The 18,786-nt window shown below is 42.0% G+C and carries 15 protein-coding genes; 5 read left to right on the forward strand and 10 right to left on the reverse strand.

The features are described 5' to 3' along the window. The first annotated feature begins 88 nt into the window (after window positions 1-88). The gene (locus tag LC048_RS16270) at window positions 89-1,390 is read left to right on the forward strand and encodes an NCS2 family permease (RefSeq protein WP_306048112.1); all 1,302 of its coding nucleotides are present in this window, start codon (window positions 89-91) and stop codon (window positions 1,388-1,390) included. A 60-nt stretch (window positions 1,391-1,450) separates the two neighbouring features. On the opposite strand, the gene LC048_RS16275 is transcribed toward LC048_RS16270, so the two are convergent. Further along, window positions 1,451-1,576 (reverse strand): hypothetical protein, encoded by a 126-nt coding sequence (locus LC048_RS16275; protein WP_264188078.1) that lies wholly within the window; start codon window positions 1,574-1,576, stop codon window positions 1,451-1,453. 122 nt (window positions 1,577-1,698) lie between these two features. Between LC048_RS16275 and LC048_RS16280 the strand changes: the two genes are divergently transcribed. Continuing rightward, on the forward strand, window positions 1,699-2,274 hold the full coding sequence (locus LC048_RS16280; RefSeq protein WP_226599827.1) for a YitT family protein: 576 nt from the start codon (window positions 1,699-1,701) through the stop codon (window positions 2,272-2,274). A 68-nt stretch (window positions 2,275-2,342) separates the two neighbouring features. On the opposite strand, the gene LC048_RS16285 is transcribed toward LC048_RS16280, so the two are convergent. From LC048_RS16285 to LC048_RS16315, 7 genes are all read right to left on the reverse strand, one after another. Further along, window positions 2,343-3,731, reverse strand: a complete 1,389-nt coding sequence (locus LC048_RS16285) for an L-cystine transporter (RefSeq protein WP_226599825.1) — start codon at window positions 3,729-3,731, stop codon at window positions 2,343-2,345. A gap of 267 nt (window positions 3,732-3,998) precedes the next feature. Next, window positions 3,999-6,449 (reverse strand): sensor histidine kinase, encoded by a 2,451-nt coding sequence (locus LC048_RS16290; RefSeq protein ID WP_226599823.1) that lies wholly within the window; start codon window positions 6,447-6,449, stop codon window positions 3,999-4,001. Continuing rightward, window positions 6,430-6,807 (reverse strand): response regulator transcription factor, encoded by a 378-nt coding sequence (locus tag LC048_RS16295; RefSeq protein WP_226599821.1) that lies wholly within the window; start codon window positions 6,805-6,807, stop codon window positions 6,430-6,432. Before LC048_RS16295 ends, LC048_RS16290 begins: the two co-directional genes overlap by 20 nt. Window positions 6,808-6,818: 11 nt before the next feature. After that, window positions 6,819-10,064 carry a hypothetical protein gene (locus LC048_RS16300; RefSeq protein ID WP_226599819.1) on the reverse strand — a complete coding sequence of 1,082 codons (3,246 nt, stop codon included), beginning with the start codon at window positions 10,062-10,064 and terminating at the stop codon, window positions 6,819-6,821. After that, on the reverse strand, window positions 10,061-11,464 hold the full coding sequence (locus tag LC048_RS16305; protein WP_226599817.1) for a glycosyltransferase family 2 protein: 1,404 nt from the start codon (window positions 11,462-11,464) through the stop codon (window positions 10,061-10,063). The genes LC048_RS16300 and LC048_RS16305 overlap by 4 nt, the downstream gene beginning before the upstream one ends. Beyond that, window positions 11,461-12,507, reverse strand: coding sequence for a HEAT repeat domain-containing protein (locus LC048_RS16310; protein ID WP_226599815.1), 1,047 nt, complete (start codon window positions 12,505-12,507; stop codon window positions 11,461-11,463). The genes LC048_RS16305 and LC048_RS16310 overlap by 4 nt, the downstream gene beginning before the upstream one ends. Then, entirely contained in the window at window positions 12,508-14,124 is a 1,617-nt protein-coding gene (locus LC048_RS16315) for a GGDEF domain-containing response regulator (RefSeq protein WP_306048116.1), read from the reverse strand. 338 nt (window positions 14,125-14,462) lie between these two features. On the opposite strand from LC048_RS16315, the gene LC048_RS16320 reads away from it, so the two are divergent. Then, on the forward strand, window positions 14,463-15,722 hold the full coding sequence (locus LC048_RS16320; protein ID WP_226599811.1) for a sensor histidine kinase: 1,260 nt from the start codon (window positions 14,463-14,465) through the stop codon (window positions 15,720-15,722). 29 nt (window positions 15,723-15,751) lie between these two features. Here LC048_RS16320 and LC048_RS16325 read toward each other — a convergent pair whose 3' ends face one another. Further along, a complete protein-coding gene (locus LC048_RS16325; protein WP_306048118.1) occupies window positions 15,752-15,931 on the reverse strand; it encodes an H-type small acid-soluble spore protein in 180 nt (59 codons plus the stop codon). Between the two features lie 78 nt (window positions 15,932-16,009). Continuing rightward, window positions 16,010-17,041, reverse strand: a complete 1,032-nt coding sequence (gene ytvI / locus LC048_RS16330; protein ID WP_306048120.1) for a sporulation integral membrane protein YtvI — start codon at window positions 17,039-17,041, stop codon at window positions 16,010-16,012. A gap of 253 nt (window positions 17,042-17,294) precedes the next feature. Between ytvI and LC048_RS16335 the strand changes: the two genes are divergently transcribed. Next, the gene (locus tag LC048_RS16335) at window positions 17,295-17,942 is read left to right on the forward strand and encodes a DNA-3-methyladenine glycosylase (RefSeq protein WP_306048121.1); all 648 of its coding nucleotides are present in this window, start codon (window positions 17,295-17,297) and stop codon (window positions 17,940-17,942) included. Then, window positions 17,939-18,463, forward strand: a complete 525-nt coding sequence (locus LC048_RS16340; protein WP_306048123.1) for a D-glycero-alpha-D-manno-heptose-1,7-bisphosphate 7-phosphatase — start codon at window positions 17,939-17,941, stop codon at window positions 18,461-18,463. The genes LC048_RS16335 and LC048_RS16340 overlap by 4 nt, the downstream gene beginning before the upstream one ends. Window positions 18,464-18,786 lie beyond the last annotated feature (323 nt).

Here is an 18,786-nt window from a genome sequence, read left to right on the forward strand (position 1 = left end):
GTTTTTAAAATCCACACTTGAAAAAACAGCTAAAAACGAATATTATATTATTTGTGTTTAAAAATCGTTCGTATTTTTGGAGGAACTCATGTTTAAATTAAAAGAGAACAACACGAATGTAAAAACAGAAATGATGACCGGTATAACGACCTTTTTCACAATGGTTTATATCGTTGTCGTCAACCCGATCATCCTGGCTGATGCCGGCGTTCCCTTTGAGCAAGTTTTTACAGCGACAATCATTGCTGCTGTGATTGGTACGCTGTGGATGGCCTTATTTGCTAATTATCCAATCGCGATCGCACCAGGTATGGGGCTGAACGCTTACTTTGCCTACTCTGTTGTCGGCAACAACCAGAACATTTCTTATGAGACTGCATTTGCTGCGGTTTTTATAGCGGGTTTAATATTTGTCATTTTGTCCCTGACTTCATTCCGTGAAAAGTTGATAGAAGCAATTCCAGCCAACTTAAAGCACGGAATCACGGCAGGTATTGGACTTTTCATTGCTTTCATCGGCTTGCGGCTTACAGGAATCATTTCAGACCACCCGTCGAACTTGGTAGGCCTTGGAGATTTGCATTCCCCATCTGCCGTACTGGCATTGATCGGGCTTGCAGTCACACTGGTTTTAATGGTGCTTAAAGTGAATGGAGCATTGTTCCTGGGTATGGTTGTGACTGCATTGATCGCCTTTTTCACAGGCCAATTGGACTTCAAAGAAGGTTTCATGTCTATGCCATCACTTCCTGAAGGCATGATAGTCCTGAATCCATGGACAGCACTGATGGATGTTGTACAAAACAGTTTATACGCAGTTGTCTTTTCTTTTATCCTTGTAACGATCTTTGATACTACCGGTACAATGATCGGTGTCGCCCACCAGGCAGGCTTGATGAAAGGAAATTCAATGCCGCGTGCAAGAGAAGCATTGCTGTCTGACTCGATCGCAACTGCAGCAGGTGCCATGTTCGGGACAAGCCCGACGACAGCTTACATTGAATCATCTTCAGGCGTTGCAGCAGGAGGACGTACTGGTCTTACTTCGCTGACGGTAGCATGTTTATTCATCGTCGCTGCTTTCTTCGGACCGCTTGTCAGCGCAGTTTCCGGATTGTCAGCAATTACTGCTCCGGCACTGATCATTGTCGGAAGCTTGATGATGGGCAGTATTTCACAAATCAGCTGGGACGAGCTTGACGAAGCATTCCCTGCTTTCCTGATTATCTTGAGCATGCCGCTTACCTCAAGCATCGCAACCGGCATCGCGCTTGGTTTCATTTCCTATCCATTACTGAAAGTAGTGAAAGGACAATGGCGTGATGTCCACCCGCTTCTTTACGTTTTTGCAGTGCTGTTCTTTTACCAGCTTGCTTTCTTGCCACACTGAGGAATGTCCGGATAACCTATTTGTTTGTAACAAGAACCTGCACATTGGCAGGTTCTTTTTTTATGTTAAGGAAATTATAAAATTATTTAAGTGTGTATAACTACATGTAGTTTTCTTAATCCAGCTCCAGCGCCTAGCCCCTCGAGTCGCTTCGGTCCTGCCCATGAAGTCAAAGAACGACTTCACTGGCAGGCCCTCCAGCGCTTGTCGGGGCTGAACGAGGCGCTTGCGCTTTTTGTTCTGTCATGTTCTAACACTTGTCTTTTTACATAGAAATAATGGGAGAAGGACAAGGCTGGTGATATTGGATGACTGGGAAAGTTCTTGCTGTATTTGTAGGCAGCATATTGCTAGGAGTAGGAGTGAACGGGTTTCTCGTCCCACACCACCTCCTGGACGGCGGCATGATTGGCATTGGGTTGATTATTCATTATTTTTATGGCTTTCCTACAGGCCTTACGATGATTCTCCTGAGTATCCCTCTATACGTATTGGCTTGGATATTGGAACGGAAATACTTTTTTCATAGCTTGAATGGTTTATTGGTATCAAGCTTTTTCATTGATCTGTTCGCACCTGTTGAAAAAGGAATTCACCTGGGCATCGTCCCAAGCGCAATACTCGGAGGGATATTGGTCGGATGCGGAATTGGTTTGATGCTCCGTTATGAAACAAGCACTGGTGGGACGGATTTATTAGCCCAATTGGTTCATAAATTTTTTCCTGTTAATGTCGGAATCTTGATTTTCTTAATTGATGGAATAGTCGTTTTATCAGGGTTGAAGGTAATTGGAATGGAGAAATTCATCTATTCGCTGCTTACAATTACTTGTGTGGGATTGATGACATCCTTGTGTGTAATAAAAAGGGAGAATGTGCATTGATTCTTTATCGAAAAAAAGAAGTGCAAAAAGCCAGCCAAGGTTTTCCCTTGGCTGGCTTTTTAGCATTTCTATGCTTCTGCTTCGATTTTTTGATTCATGTCTGTATAGACCGATGAATCGATTTCTTTTGTGATTCTGCTTGTCAGGATGCCAGATGTCATCGAGCCGCTAACATTTACTGCTGTACGTCCCATATCAATCAATGGTTCGATGGAAATCAACAGTCCGGCAAGAGCTACCGGCAGGTTCAACGCTGAAAGGACTAGTAGCGCCGCAAAAGTCGCGCCACCTCCAACTCCGGCAACTCCGAATGAGCTGATAGCCACAATGGCAATCACGGTCGCGATGAACGATGGCGTCAATGGATCAATACCAACTGACGGTGCAATCATGACTGCCAGCATTGCAGGATAAATCCCGGCGCAGCCATTTTGTCCGATAGATAACCCGAAGGAGCCGGCAAAGTTAGCAATACCTTCTGGCACGCCAAGCGAGCGCTGTGTTTTGATATTTAATGGCAATGCCCCGGCACTCGTTCTTGAAGTGAAAGCAAACGCGAGAACAGGAAATGCTTTTTTAATATAAGTGACTGGATTCAAACCAGCAATCGTAAGTAATAATAAGTGGATAATGAACATGATTGCAAGAGCCACATATGAAGCAGCTACGAATTTACCGAGTTTCAAGATGGCGTCGAAATCACTCAATGCAACGGTTTTTGTCATAATGGCAAGAACTCCATATGGAGTCAGGCGCAGAATCAGCGTGACGACCCTCATGATGATTGCATAGAAAGCATCAACAATTTTGGCAAAAAGCTCCGCCTGATCAGGAGATTTTCTCCTCACTCCAAGATAAGCTATTCCAAGGAATGCAGCGAAAATCACGACTGAGATTGTAGAAGTTGGCCTTGCACCAGTGAAATCAAGAAATGGATTGGCTGGCAAGAGATCAAGAATTTGCTGTGGCATTGTACGGCCTTCAATTCCACCATACGTTTCCTCAAGCTTCTCAGCGCGTGCTTGCTCCGCCTCTCCCTGTGTGATCTGCACAGCTTCAAGGTCGAAACCAACTGCAGTAGCAATTCCAACAGCAGCGGCAACAGCTGTTGTTCCAACCAGCAAACCGAGGATCAGTGTGCTGATTTTACCAATGTTATTCGTCAGCTTTAGCTTCGTGAAGGCAGCTAAAATCGATATAAATACTAGCGGCATAACAACCATTTGCAGGAACTTTACATAACCGCTTCCCACAATTGAGAACCAGTCCGTACTTTTCGTAATGACCTCAGATCCCGCTCCATAAATGAATTGCAATGCAAAACCGAAAACAATCCCGATTCCCAGTGCAATGAATACTCGTTTAGAAAATGATACATGCTTCTTCTGCATGTAAAAAAGAACAGCGATAATGCCTAGCAAAACTGCAATATTTAAAATAACAAGTCCAGTGGTCACTGACTTTCCCTCCTAATTTATCATTATCGAATAATATAATACATGTATTCTGATAAGTCAACTCGGAATTTAAATTGTACACACCTCCATCAAAAATCTATATATTATTATTTATGAACAACTGTAGGGTTCCATGACTCATGAAAATTTTATTTAATAACAAAAAGCCATCACATTGGATGGCTTTTCGTCTTTACGTATATAATTTATAAGCTATCAGTCATGGGAAAAGGCGGCATCTCCGCCTTCATTTTTTAATAATGATGTTTATACGAATTTATTCTGTGTATCATAAGCAGGCAGTGAGATCGAGAACGTACTTCCTTTGCCGTACTCTGATTTGACTATTATTTCTCCACCATGGAACTGGATGATCTCTTTGACAATAGGCAAGCCCAGGCCAGTACCTCCTATAGATCTGCGATCAGAATTATCGACTCTATAGAACTTTTCAAACACCTTGTCAATGGCTTCTGGAGGGATGCCAAGGCCCTCATCCTGAATTTCAATATGGATGTTTCCTTCTTTTTCGAAAACCGTCAGCTTGACTTCCCCGCCCTCAGGGGAATATTTAATAGCATTATGGACCACATTGATCAGAGCCTGCTCCAATTTCTCTTCATCCCCCAACACTGTATCCCTTCCTCCAAGCACTTCGACAATTAATTCATGCTTGTCAGCGTGGACTTTCTGGAGGTCGATTACTTTATTGATGATTGGAAGCAGTTCCATCTTCTGCAGTTCATACCCTTGCTGCCCTGACTCCATCCGCTGTATATCAAGAAAATTATTAATCAAGTGAGTTAACCGGCCTGCTTCATTATAAATCGTGGACAAGTACTTTTTCTGCCGGTCAGGCTTCAGTTCTCTCGTTAAAATCAATTCTGTAAAGCCAAGAATGCTGGCTAGCGGTGTTCTCAGTTCATGGCTGACCGTGCTGACAAATTCCGATTTAATCCGGTCTACTTCGAACTCTTTTGTGATGTTACGATGCACAAAAATCGTCCCTAACTTTGTGCTGCCCTGAAACAATCCTTCACAGTAAACCTTGAATACCTGTCCATTAATATTTTTATAAATATAGTGACAGTCATTCGACGAAATCTTTTCATGGCTGGTAATTTCTTTTCTCATGAATTCAGTAAAACCCTCAGACTCAACAATTGAAGAATTCAGAAGGCCAATCCACTCATCCCATGCACACCCGGCAAGCTGCTTCAGCATGTCTGGACAGTGAAACAACTCACAAAAGTTTTTATTGACCTGAAGAATCTCACCTTTTGTATTGACCAATTGGACACCTTCCTGAATGGTGTCCAGAATATCTTGGTTAAGCCGCCTCGCTTCTTCCGACTTTTCGTAAAGGCTGATTTTTTCAAGAGCGATGCCGATATTTTTTGCCAGTGCCTCGTACTCTGTCATCTTCCTCGAGTCAAATGGAGCATCTGACCGGTTGAAGGCCATAACAGCAACCAGCTTTTCCCCAGTTAAAAAAATCGGCAGGAATAAATCATAGGAGACCATGTTTGTCAGATGAAATCCTTTTTCTTCCTGAACGGCTGCCCTTTTTGTTAAAAATGGATTCGGCTGGGCCTGCAGTTTCTCTATGACTCCACTGTTAGCCAGGTTGCTCCGGAACTGCCTGACTCCTTCGGGCGAGAGTCCAAAAGAAGCATAGGAATCATTATGAATAAACGAAATGATGCCTCTTTCTGCTTCAATGATTGAACACATATTCATGACAGCACTCTCCAGAACCTCCTGCTTATCCAGTGAATTCGCAATTTTATTGATTAGTTCATTCCTGCTGTTCAGCTTTTGCTCACTCGCCTTGACGGTTTCAAGTGCTTCTTGCAGATCGATTTGCTGTGCTTGCAGTTCATCCTGTTGCGCTTGAAGTTCTTCATTTTGAGCAAGTAAATTTTGCTCATTATCCTGGAGGCTGGCAATCATTCTGTTGAATGCGACTGATAAGACCCCTAGTTCATCCTCGCGGGCAGTGTCAACCTCAATGACAGCATCTTTGCCGCTCGCAATCTCATCCGCTGCAAAAGCGAAATCCGCAAGCGGTTTAGCAATTTCACTGAACATCAATCTTGTAATTCGCAGCAAAATAATCAGGAATACTAGAACAAATAAAACAAAGCCAACTTGGACATAGGTCTGGATTTTTGTCAGTTCCTGAAAATTCTCTTCAATTTGTTTGTTAATTTCATCACGATAGTCATTTATTTTTTTCTTTATGCTGTTGATTCTGTTTGTTGCTCCGCCGTTTGCAGTTTCTTTGACAGCTTCAATATTTCCACTCTCATAGTCTGCTAAAGACCTTGGCAAAGTTGTGACAAAATAATATTCTGTGAAAAGATCAACTTGATAACGAAATTCATCGTCCTGATCGCTATCTGCCATCTCACCTAGCTGTGTGGACAGCTCCCTAATGACCGTCTCCTGCTGAAGAGCAGTATTTTTTAATTCAGGGTTCCCATATGCAATATATCCCCGGATATTCATGAAAGCATCATTAAACGCTTGATTCAATTCCTCAACAAGAAGTTCTTTCTTTTCTAGTTCCATGTTCTTGGACGTGTATTCCTCATTCAGCTCGTAAAAGGAATACATCAGAACGCCTGCTAGAAGCAGAAATGCTGCGATGAATATGCCCATCAAGTATTTATAGCGCCGCACCAAGCTCTTTCTATTAAATTGTATTTTTGTCATGTAATATCTCTCTCACTTTTCCCAATAAATCCAGCGGACTGAAAGGCTTCGCCATAAAATAATCTGCCCCTGCTGCCATCGCTTTCTCTTGCTCCGTCAGCTGGCTTTTGGCAGAGAGCATCAAGATCGGAACATTCATATTCTTCCCGCTTTGCCTGACCTTTGCGATTACTTCAACTCCTGAATAAATTGGCATCATATAGTCAATGATCAGCAATTCATATTGTTGTTGCTCAAGGAAACCCAATGCCTCCTGTCCATCTGCTGCTTCATCGACCTGATAGTCTTCGTCCTCAAGAGTATCGTTGATCAGCATTCTTAGAATCTCTTCATCCTCTGCAAGCAAAATCCTTTTCACTGGCTGTCCCCCTAGTTCTTGTTTCCTGCGTTTTTAAAAGTGTCCTTCATGATGCTATACGACTTTTTGAGGCGTTCATAATAGTTCGGCTGTTCCCAATACGGCCATTCATAAAGACTTGTTCTCTCTAGTTTGCCAGATTGATTTTCAGGCAAGGTGGAGTTGATTCCGCTTTCGCCTGCCACAGCAGCTATAAAGTGGAGCCCTTCGATCTGTTCACTCCCTGACAGACCCTTTTCGTAAAGATTCCCCATGATTTCCTTGGAGCTTGGGTCCTTCACATTCAAGAGCTGCCAGGGTATGCGGATTTCTGCCGTTTTTTTATCTGAACTGATACTTATATCGGTCAATGAATCGAAGTTTTCATCAGCCGGATTAGCTGTGCCAAATTTCAATTTTCCTGTTTCATAAGACTGGAATGAAAGTTTCCGGCCATCTGCTGGAAGCGTCATTTCCTTATTCAGTGCTAAGCGAATCGGATGGAAGATCCCATTATTATTCTTCTCAGCATAGGGTTCCTCAGGAATCATTTTCAGCGTATGTCCATATTGAAAGTAGAACGGATCGTAATGGCTATCAACCAGGATTCTTGATTCGTCCGGTCCTTCCAGCTTGATGATGAAATCCACTCCAAAATCAGCATTCACCTCAACACTACTATTCATCTTGAATCTCTGCTGGCCCTGCCCTGGTACTGTATCAATGAAAAGATAGCTCCCCTGTTTCTCCCAATCTAGCGGCTCTGCAAAATCCAGACGGTAATAAAGATATGCTTCATCAGCAGCTGCAAAAACCTGCTTGATAGCACCAGTTTCTGAGGTCATCAGCGGGTTGATTCCCCGCTTCATCCAGTCTTCCTTTCTGCCGTCCACTACAATTGCCGTACTTTTCTTGCCGGGCTCAAAGCTCAATAGCCCAAAATTCTGTTCATTCGTCTGCCGATTTGCCCAAAAAGGGCGCCGGTAAGGCTGATCATAATCCATCGTGTTCCACGTCCGCTTGAACCATTCATCCTGCCAGGCGAATACGATTCCGCCAGCGAATCCTTCATCAACAATTGAATTGAACATGTCACTGTTCATTTCCCCCTGTTGCTGTTCGGTCAAGAATCCCTGATTCATACCTGAGTCACTTTTGTGTGTCAGTCCTCTGGATGCAGGTACGCCAAATTCCGCAATCAAAACCGGCATTTCATGGGCATTTATCAAATCATTCAAATAGCCGGCATAATGATTTCTCATCCCAGTCTTGTCCTTGTACTGCAGATATTTTTCATCAAAATTCAAGAAGTCAGGGTAGTACGGATAAACGTGGTACGAAGCGAACATCCCGGCATGGAATTCATCCGTTTTATGAATATGGTTCGGATTCACCGATACCATATCCTCGGTTTCAAGCGGTTCACTTGGATGTTCAAGCAAATCTGTAGTAACCCAGTTCGTGAAACTGATGCTGTGCTGCCACTGGTATTGAGCTGTTTCATAAGCAGCAGTGTACTCCATCATTGATGCAAGCCAAACCTCAAAAGGCTCAGCCTCCTTGGTCCTAAAATAAGTACCTGAGAACTGATCAACGTCCTTATTTGTGACATTCGTATTTAAGACAGCTGCGGGATCCCATTCTATCCCAATGACGAACCCCAGAACATAAGGAGAAATATCATACTTGTAAATTCCTGACGCATGTCCTTTTCTTGGAGGCAACTCTGCCTGTCCATGGACAATATCAATCATTTGCTTAAGTTCCTGCTTAAAATCTTTCATCACATCTTCTGAAAATGCGTTTTGGGACTCCACGATCAGTTCTTCGTTAACCCACGCACCATGGAACAAATACAAAGGTTCATCTGCTGCCTTATTGTATTCATAGAATGCTTCATAGAATTCGGGAGGATGAAGGGTGTAGACCCTCAGCGCATTAGCATTCATCCTGCCAATCAACTGAAACCAACGATAATATTCTTCTTTAGTAATGGCAGCTTCCCCAGGAAAAGCTCCTGGTTTTCCCATTCCTACATTCACACCTTTAATCAGGATACTCTCCCATTTTCCATCCTTTTTAATTTGGATTGCATCTTTGCTGGTGTTGCTATTAAATTGAAAATCACCATTGGAAACAATCTCTGGCTTTGGATTTTCCTTAGGGACATGAAGACCTTTTGCCAATATTTCTTTTACCATTGGAACATACGTTGACCAGTAGAATGATTGCCTGCCATCAATTGCTTTTTTCCATTCTGATAAACCAGAAGTTTGATATATTCCTGGCACTTCCGCTTCATCTGCATAGTCACCTGCAAAATAATAGGAAGTATATTGTCTGTTTTGATGGCGGATGACCGCAGGAAATTCTGCAGGTATACCATAACCCGTCATTTTATTCAGAGATTCTTCCTTGATTGGAAGCTTGTAACTCGCAAGAACCTCCTCCTCATTCAGCGGCTCAACAATATCAAACCAATAAGCGTAGTTTGAGTCGAGCTCAGAAGAAAAAGCCTTATCCCCCTGGTCTGTAAGATTGAAATCTAGCCCCTCACCTTCAAGGTCATTTTTTCCTACAACAACGATATAATCTTCTTCATTTACAAAAACAAAGCCTTGGCCGGTAAAATCCCAGTCGCCCATCTGAGCTTCATATTGCTCAATAATCCAGCCCGGAACCTCGCTTCCTTCCAATTTGGTAAAATAACGCCCTGTCCAGCCGCTCCATCTGATATTCAGCAAATTCGTCATGCGCTTTCTGACTGCTTCATCAGTAGGACTGCCAAATGTATTGAATTCTGAAATCAAAGTCTTATTGCCCTGGAACAATTCTTTTTCCAGTACGTCCACGTCTTCTGGCTGAAGTCCGCCATATAGTTGCTTTGACTTCCTGCCAGCCTCATTCTTTCCAGTGAACTCTTCTTCATACACTCCATACAGGTCGGCTAGATAAATCACTTTAAAGTTGTCTAGCTGTTTTGGCAGCTTTTCTCCAATGAATGAATTATTCTCCTTGTGCTGGAAACCGACATAGTCACCAACAGCAGAATAATTATCTCCGTCAGACTTCTTATATTTTTCATTATTTAATACCCATGTTAATCCTTTGTGCTCCCGGTAGCTTTGATCAGGAACTGTTTTATCGACAATCAGGATATCCAGTTCTTTTTCTGGCTTCATCTGCCACAGCCAAAAAGGACTCGAAAGGATGGCGAGAACCGCGAATACAAACAGAAGGACAAACAGCTGAGGTCTTTGCTCAAAATATGATTTCATTTGGATACACCTTTTCGTTTCATTTCACCCCAGGCTTTCTCTCCTTTGATCATCTGCCAGATTCCCTGACAGCGCCAGAATACAGTAAGCGGGCGATACCAAAGTGTTTCTGTCAGCGAATAAAAGAACAGCTTGAGTAAATCAGATATTTTAGGATATTTTCGCAGACTCCATTCTTCCAATAAGATGGCGAAAGCCGAAAAAAGAGAGCCATAGAGGCAAGACAATAAAAATATCAAAATCGCAAACTCGAGATAGATTCCTCCTGCAAACAACGAAATAAAAACATAAATATATCCTGATAATTCGACAATCGGCCCCAAAAATTCCACTAGCCAAAAATAAGGAAAGGAGATGAAACCAATCTGCCCATACCTGGGATTCATCGTCAGCTTCCTATGGCTCCAAAGACTTTCAAACAGTCCTCTGTGCCAGCGGCGCCTTTGCCTTTTTAGATACTTCATATTTTCGGGTACCTCTGTCCAGCAGACTGGATCAGGTACATAAACAATTCTTTTTTTCGTACCGGTTTCTTTCAATAGTCTATGAATCCTGACGACCAGCTCCATATCTTCTCCGACAGTATCTGTCCTGTATCCACCTGCCCTTACGACCCAATACTTTGAGAATACACCAAAAGCACCAGATATGATTAACAGTAAATTATGCCGGCTTAGACCGATTCTTCCCATTAAGAAGGCTCTTAAATATTCAATCACCTGCATGATGACCAGAGGATTGCTGGATAAACCTATTTTCAGGACCTCACCATTCTGAATATCGCAACCATTAGCAATCCTGATGCTCCCTCCTGAGGCAATTACTTCCTCATTTGAATCAATGATCGGCTTCATCACCTTTAAAAATGCGTCTCTTTCCAGAACTGAGTCGCCATCAAGGGAACAGACATATGGATAATGTGAAAAATTCAGTCCGGCATTCAGGGCATCAGCCTTGCCGCCATTATCTTTGTCAATCAAAAACAGTGAAGGAAGCATTCTGGATTGATAGACTTTTTTGATTGGCTTCGATTCTACCTGTCTGCGAATCACTTTATGAATTTCTTTCATATCGTAATGCTCGATCAATCTTTCTATCGTACGATCCGAAGACCCATCATTCACAACTATAATCTCAAATACCGGATAATTGATGCTGAGCAGCGAACGGATGCTGTGAATAATTCCAGCCTCTTCATTGAAGGCAGGCACGATGATTGATACAGGTTTTGTATGAATATCTTCCGTATAATCACTGAAGGATTTTTCTCTGTTAAGCTTGTACTCTTTTCTTAACTGAACCACCGAAATCAGCATGACAACCGAATAAAAGGATATAACGATAACCATGTACACCATAATGAACATAGCAAAATAGATACTGATGTCTTGAAAACTCATGTTTGATAGACTCCTTTGTTAATCCATTCCCATGCCATATCTTTCGCAAAAGCATCCGTGCTTTCAACCAGTACACCCTGGAGGATCTCCTTTCCATGAGGGAATGTTATGATTGACTGCCCTGCCTGGGACCGGACCCACCATGAAGGATCTTGAAGGAGCTGAACAAGATCCGGGAGTGCATGCTCCACTTTCATTACTCCTGCCAATCTTGCAGCGAGCATCCGTTCTTCCCAATTCACCGATTTTAACAGGGGAAGATAATTGTCCAGGTTACGCACGAACCCAATGGAGACAAGGGCTTTTAATGAACGGATCCTTTCTTCACCACGACTTGAAGAAAAAACAGTTTCTGCGAATAGAAGGTAATTCAAGTCTTTTTTTAAACCAATTAGATCTAGGACCGTGAACTTAAGCTCAGTATGACATGAGTTGTATCCAAGCAAAAATTGTTCGAATCCACGATCGTTTAGCCTGGAGAGGATATTTCTGTACTCCAGATGAGAAAGATTCTTATAATCTTCTGTCAGTAATTGAAAAATCTCATTGTACTGAATCTGAGCTAAAATGGTCATTGCCTTGATTTTCTCTTCTTTTGTTATCCATCTCCGTTTCATCATGGCAACAACATCTTCTTTAATGTTTTCAATCTTGAATGTCTCGATAAAGAAAAGTGCATTCATCCTTGTGCTCCACTTATTGCTTTTCATCCCAATGCGGTAATGGTCACTCAAAAGCATTTCCGCAAGATTTTTCAGATTGTTCTTCTCCTCATTCCCCTCCAGAATTTCCGCATATTTGCTCAGCAGCTGCTCAATTGCCAGTTTTTTTGCTTTTGTGTCTGCTTGCAATGAACGAAGGATGTCACCTGTGAGAATACAGTGGAGGAGTTTATCATTCATGGAGTTTTTATGATCTTCCACTCTTTTTCGCAGCCTACTTTCTGCTGCTTTTCTTATGATTAAATAGATAAGCATGATCAAAAGCATTCCTGATAATAATGTGAAAACTGTAACAAGAAACTGAATTTCATTTTTTATCATTTAAAACATCCTCTGAATCAGCCTTTGAATCCTTGCCTGCAGCTCGGTAATACTGAACGGTTTTGTAACATAATCATCCGCTCCAAGCTTTAGGGCGCGCGCAATATCGTATTCTGTCTTCCGTCCCGTAAGCATCAGTACATTGACTTGGCTGGCGTTCTCCGTACTTTTCACTTTGCTAAGCACCTCAATTCCATCCATGACCGGCATGACACCGTCAAGTATGAGGAAGTGCTTTCCCTCGCACTCAAGACGACCAGCTTCAAAGAACATCTCGCCGTTTTCATACGATTCAATATTGAGCACCACATTGTCCGCATCTATATTTTGCAATACCCGGACGAGAAGGGTCCTGATAATGGCATCATCATCTATGACGGAAACATTGAGGATTTTAGTTGCCGGCAGCATCGTTTCATTGGCACTCTCTACACATGCCCGGCCTTTTTCCTTTGCCTTATATAAAGCCTGGTCGGACTTTTTCAGGATATCCAGGCTTCCTTCAGTTGGCTTGTTGACCATATAAATACCTGCAGAGAAACTGACATGGAAGGAGCGTCCTTGTACTTCAAATTCGACCTTCGAAAATTCTTCGAGGATCCGCCTGGCCACTTCAGAAGCTTCTTGATCATTCGTGTTTGGAAAGAGAACAATGAACTCTTCACCTCCATACCGGAAAACAATATCAGTGCTTCTGGTCTGTTGTTTTAAGAATAAGGCAAAGGCTTCCAGCACTTTGTCTCCGGTAAGATGACCAAACGTATCATTGATTTTCTTAAAATGATCGAGATCTAGAACTCCTATTGAAAAAGCAGCATTTTTCCGTTCAAAGTCTTTTAAATAACGGTCCAGCTGGTCAAAAAGGAACCTTCTATTATAAACCTGAGTTAACTCATCGATAAGCACTGATTGATCAAAGATTTGTTTTCTCTGCAATTGGCGGTTAATCCTGACTATGAATTCCTCCATATCAATCGGCTTTTCAATGAAATCATCTGCCCCCATTTCATAAGCATTCATTCTCGTATTTCGATCGGTTTGGGTGCTGATGACCACCTTTGGAATGAATTGTTTGTGATTATGCTCCTGAATACTCTCCAATAATTGAAAGCCGTTTTTTGAAGGCAAATCTACATCAATCACCAAACAATCAGGCTGAAGATCATAATACAGAGATACTGCTTTTTCTGGCTCTGTATTTGTCATCACCATCCAGCCATTATCCTCTAGAGCTTCCTTTAATAGGATCAGCATCGTCACATCATCATCAATAATTTGGATTAACGGTAAATTATCGCAGCAAGGCTCACTCTTTTTAAAATCAGATTCCCTGAAGTGCTCATACTCATAGCTAAGACTAATGAGTTCGAACAAAAAGTCTCTCAGTTCATCCTTTTCCCATTCCATGTTTTCGCCGGCTTCAAGCCTTTCAAGAAGCGTGGAGGAAACAAAATGCAAACCTCCAAGATGAATAGTTCCCGAAGTGCCTTTTATCGAGTGCAAGAAGCGATAAACCTCTTCATTGTCAACTAATTCGGCAGGCTGATTATCGAACCACCAGGATATTTTCTGTTTAATTTTTTCGAATAATAGTTTTTGATATTTTTCCAAAGCCACTCTCTGCACCCCATTATTAATCAATGATTCTCTGGTACTTGTATTCTGGCTGTTATTCAGTGATTTCAGCCTAGGAACAGCCTTATATCGGCCGTCAACATTCATATGCTTATTTGATTATATATTATGGAAGGAAAGGCTGATAGATAATTATGGCTATCACCATATGCCCCATTTTTCCATTGACATTTGAATAAACAATTAGATTATAGGCAAAAAATTCGCAAATAGCGTACTATAATATGTTAAAGTTATAGTGAAATATCCGAGTACGTATTTTTAGAACATATCTTTTCTCAAGGGGGGCAGGAACCCCACTATGACTGGAGATTAAGCCTATGGATCAATTAACAGTTCTTGTATTGAATCTGATTTTCATCCTGTTTACTACATTTGTGTTCCAATACATTATCGTCAACAAATTCACAACTTTATTTAGGAAATATGCCAAAATCCTCATTATTATATTAGGCGGAATCCAAATTCTGTTTTGTATGTCTTTTACGGTGGTTGGAAGTACTGATTTCATCTTCGACCTGCGATTGATCCCTGTTGTCGTCGGAGGCTTGTATGGAGGTCCGGTCGTAAGCGTCATGCTTTTTATAACCGTTGTACTGGCCAGGCTCCCTTTTGGTGGCAACGGGGTATGGATCAACTTTTTCAACATGCTCACGATCACCGTACTAACCGTATACCTTTCAGGCAAGTTCAAGGCTTTTCCGCTGACCAGGAAGTTGTATACTGTTGTGACGATCGCTCTATCCTATACGACCCTCATTTTCCTGATGAAGGCAACGGTGTTTAAAGATCCGTCCGATCTTCAATTCATGCTCTTTTATGGCCTTACGCTTTCCGGCGGTATCATTATTGTTACTTATTACATTGAAATCATGATGCAAAACCATCTGTTACATTATGCTGTGATGAAATCCGACAAAACCGAAGTGGTATCCCAATTGGCTGCGAGTGTCAGCCATGAGGTCCGTAACCCGCTTACTGTCACACGTGGATTTTTACAAATGTTGAAAGATCCAAGCATAGATGAGAAAAAGAGGCTTTATTACTTGAATACAGCAATTGATGAACTCGATCGTGCAGAAACAATCATCAAGGATTACCTTAATTTCGCAAAGCCTCAATCGAATATGAGATCATCGATCTGTGTAAAAGAAGAAATCGAGAAAGCACTAGAACTAATCCTTCCTTATGCAAATCATTTTTCTGTAAATATCAAAAGGGATTTGATGGCGGGGATGAATGTTGCCGGTGAAGCCTCCAAATTCCATCAATGTATACTCAATATCATCAAAAATGGCATTGAGGCTATGCCAAACGGTGGTGACCTGGTGATCAGCTGCCGTGAGATGGCAAATCACCATGTATCCATTACGATCGAAGACACAGGATGCGGTATGACTCCACAGCAATTAGCCAAAATCGGGGAGCCTTATTTTTCAACCAAGGCCGAAAAAGGCACGGGTCTCGGGATGATGGTCGTGAATAAAATCATACAGGAAATGGGCGGCACAGTGGAAGTAAAAAGCAAACTAAACGAAGGCACCAAATTCAAGATCACATTACCGCTTTATAACGTGTAAAACGGGAGATGTAAAATTCTCCCGTTTTGTCATTCCTCTATTAAATTCAAGACTGGTACGTCTCTCTCAACTTCCGGTTCTGATTTTGAATAAATCCTCGCCATCTTGGTTTTTTCATCAATATGCTGGATGATGATTGACATCCCATCATAAGTAACATTAATCATTTCTGCTGACTCAACAATTTCTTTTGCCCGGTCTACATTCATTCCTGACTTCCTCCTTCTTGGTACAAAACATAATTTATGCTTAATCATGTTCTGCTATCCAAAAAAGCCGCCTAAAGATTAAATCTTGAAATTCAACTTAATAACATTCGCTTTTCTTAGAGTGTCGTAGATAATCACGATAATCGGACCGATGAAAATTCCGGAAAGCCCCAGAAGCTTGAGGCCAATATACATGCTGATCAATGAGGCAAGTGGTGATATGCCAAGGTTCGTTGAATAAATCTTTGGTTCGATCACCCTGCGGACAACAGTGATGACCAGGAATAAAATTATTAATCCAATTCCCAGAAAATGATTATCCTGCAAGATTGCGATAACGGCCCATGGTACTAGCACCGATCCAGTTCCAAGAATCGGCAGGATATCTACAATGACAATCAATAATGACAGAAGCCCTGTGTATTTAACCCCTAGAATGCTCAAGCCAGCCATGACCATTATAAAGGTGACTAGGCTCAAAATCACTTGCGCTTTTAAAAAACCAATTCCTGCTTTGTTCAACTGGCTTCCCACCAGGAAGACCTTCTGCTGAGTTTGCTCCTTCAAATGAGATTCCAGCTTCTTTTTAAGATTAGGAAGTTCAAGACTGAACAAGAATAACGCGATAAGATACACAAGAAATTCAATCATGAACCCTGGTATCGCCGTCAGCAAATTGATTATGCCCGCAATGAATTGCTGCAGGAACGAATCGAGTGCATTTATATTCTTTTCAATCGTCGCTTCAATTTGGCCAGTAACTTCTAACGGGAAGTTTTTTGAATAGAACTCCCACTTTCCCATCAAAGGAAGAATTGCACTTCCATAAATGTCCCTCACGAATGTAGGTGTTCGTTCTGATAATGACACCGCTTGATGGGCGATTATTGAAACCAGGTTATATCCGATAACACCTAGCAGGAGTACATAGCTGATGAACACTCCGATTACAGCCTGAAGACGCTTGAATGAAAACTTTTTCATAATCCATTGAACCATTCCTTCGAGCATGACTGCTGTTAACATAGCAAAAATGAGCGGAAGGCTATAAGGAACAAGGAAGAAGATGACTGCAGCAATCACTGCAATCCATACCCATTTTTTCCACATATACTTGTTACTCCCCTTAAGGAAATTAAAACTATCTCAGCTTTAAAGATACTATAAACCATCTTTGGTATATCCGCTATTTTTTTCATTAGGTATTTTTTTTTAAAAAAACATTAGGTATTTTCCGAAAAAAAATACTAGGTATTTTTCGAGAAAAAAACTAGGTATTTTTGAGCAAAAATAATGGATGACCCATTCTGCTGCAGGGTATAGAAATTAAATAACACCTATTAGGAGGTATTAGGCAGAACATATGAGAATATTCCAGGCACTTGACAATGAATTTTTTCAGCAGCCCACCCTTGAATTGGTCGTTTCCCTCCTGGGATGCATTTTAGTGAAAGAAACTGAAGAAGGAACAGCCGCAGGCATGATTGTCGAGACAGAAGCCTATGTCGGGCCAATGGACAAAGCGACACACAGCTTTAATAATCGCAGAACAAAAAGGACAGAGATTATGTATCATGAATCCGGCTTAGCTTATACTTATGTTATGCACACCCACACCCTCTTCAATGTTGTCAGTGGAGGGAAGGACCATCCCGAGGCGGTTTTGATCAGGGCCATCGAACCTGTTGAAGGAATACATTTAATGGTTGAGCGCAGAGGCATGCCAGAGTCTGCCAACCTTACCAATGGACCTGGAAAGCTTTCGAAAGCAATGGGCATAAATACAGGCGATTACGGGCATCCCTTAACTGAGAAGCCACTATACATCTCGCAAGGGCTTGTACCTGAGAGCATTTCTTCAGGCAAGAGAATTGGCATCGATAATTCCGGAGAAGCAAGAGACTATCCTTGGCGATATTGGATCACCGGCAATCGCTATGTATCACGACATCAGAATGCTGAGAAAATAATAAAAGTAAAAGATGTTAGTAAAAACGGAGGAACAAAATGAAGAAAGCAATATTTCTGGACAGAGACGGAGTTCTCAATGAAGTGTTATCTGACCGTGTAAAATTCGTTAACCGTCCTGAAGATTTCTATCTTCTTGAAGGAGCGGCAGAAGCAGTCGCAGATTTGAGCAAGGCTGGCTATGAAATTTTTGTGGTCACCAATCAGGGAGGAGTCGGCCTTGGATTCCTGAAGGAAAAGCGCCTCCAGGAAATCCATGAGCATATGGCAAAGATGATTCAGGAACATGGTGGCTATATCAAGGAAGTTGCCTACTGCCCACATAAACCAAAAGCAGGCTGTGAATGCCGCAAACCAAATGCCGGAATGCTTCTTGACCTTGCCAGCAGGCATGATATCGAATTGAAAGGAAGTGTCATGGTTGGAGATCATGAGCGTGATATCGAAGCCGGTAAGAAAGCAGGCTGCAAAACGGTACTTATCGGAACCGAGGAGACTGCTGCTGATGAGAAGGCTCCTACACTCCAGGCAGCCGTTCCATACATTTTAGGGCTTTTGGTATAAGAAGGACAGCTGTAAAATATGAAAAACGCTGCGTATGAACTGCAGCGTTTTCGGGTCTTAGAGGAGCCTTTGTTAGACCAAAATCTTCCGTTCTCCTCCATTTCAGGCAGATGTTTTTCCATCTTTTTACCGAAATTCTCCGTTCTCCCCCGTTTCGGGCAGATGTTGCTCCTTCTTGTTACCGAAATTCTCCGTTCTCCGCCATTTTGGGCAGATGTTGCTCCTTCTTGTTACCGAAATTCTCCGTTCTCCCCCGTTTCGGGCAGATGTTGCTCCTTCTTGTTACCGAAATTCTCCGTTCTCCGCCATTTCGGGCAGATGTT

It is taken from the genome of Mesobacillus subterraneus (assembly GCF_020524355.2).
GTDB classification, from domain to species: domain Bacteria; phylum Bacillota; class Bacilli; order Bacillales; family Cytobacillaceae; genus Mesobacillus; species Mesobacillus subterraneus_C.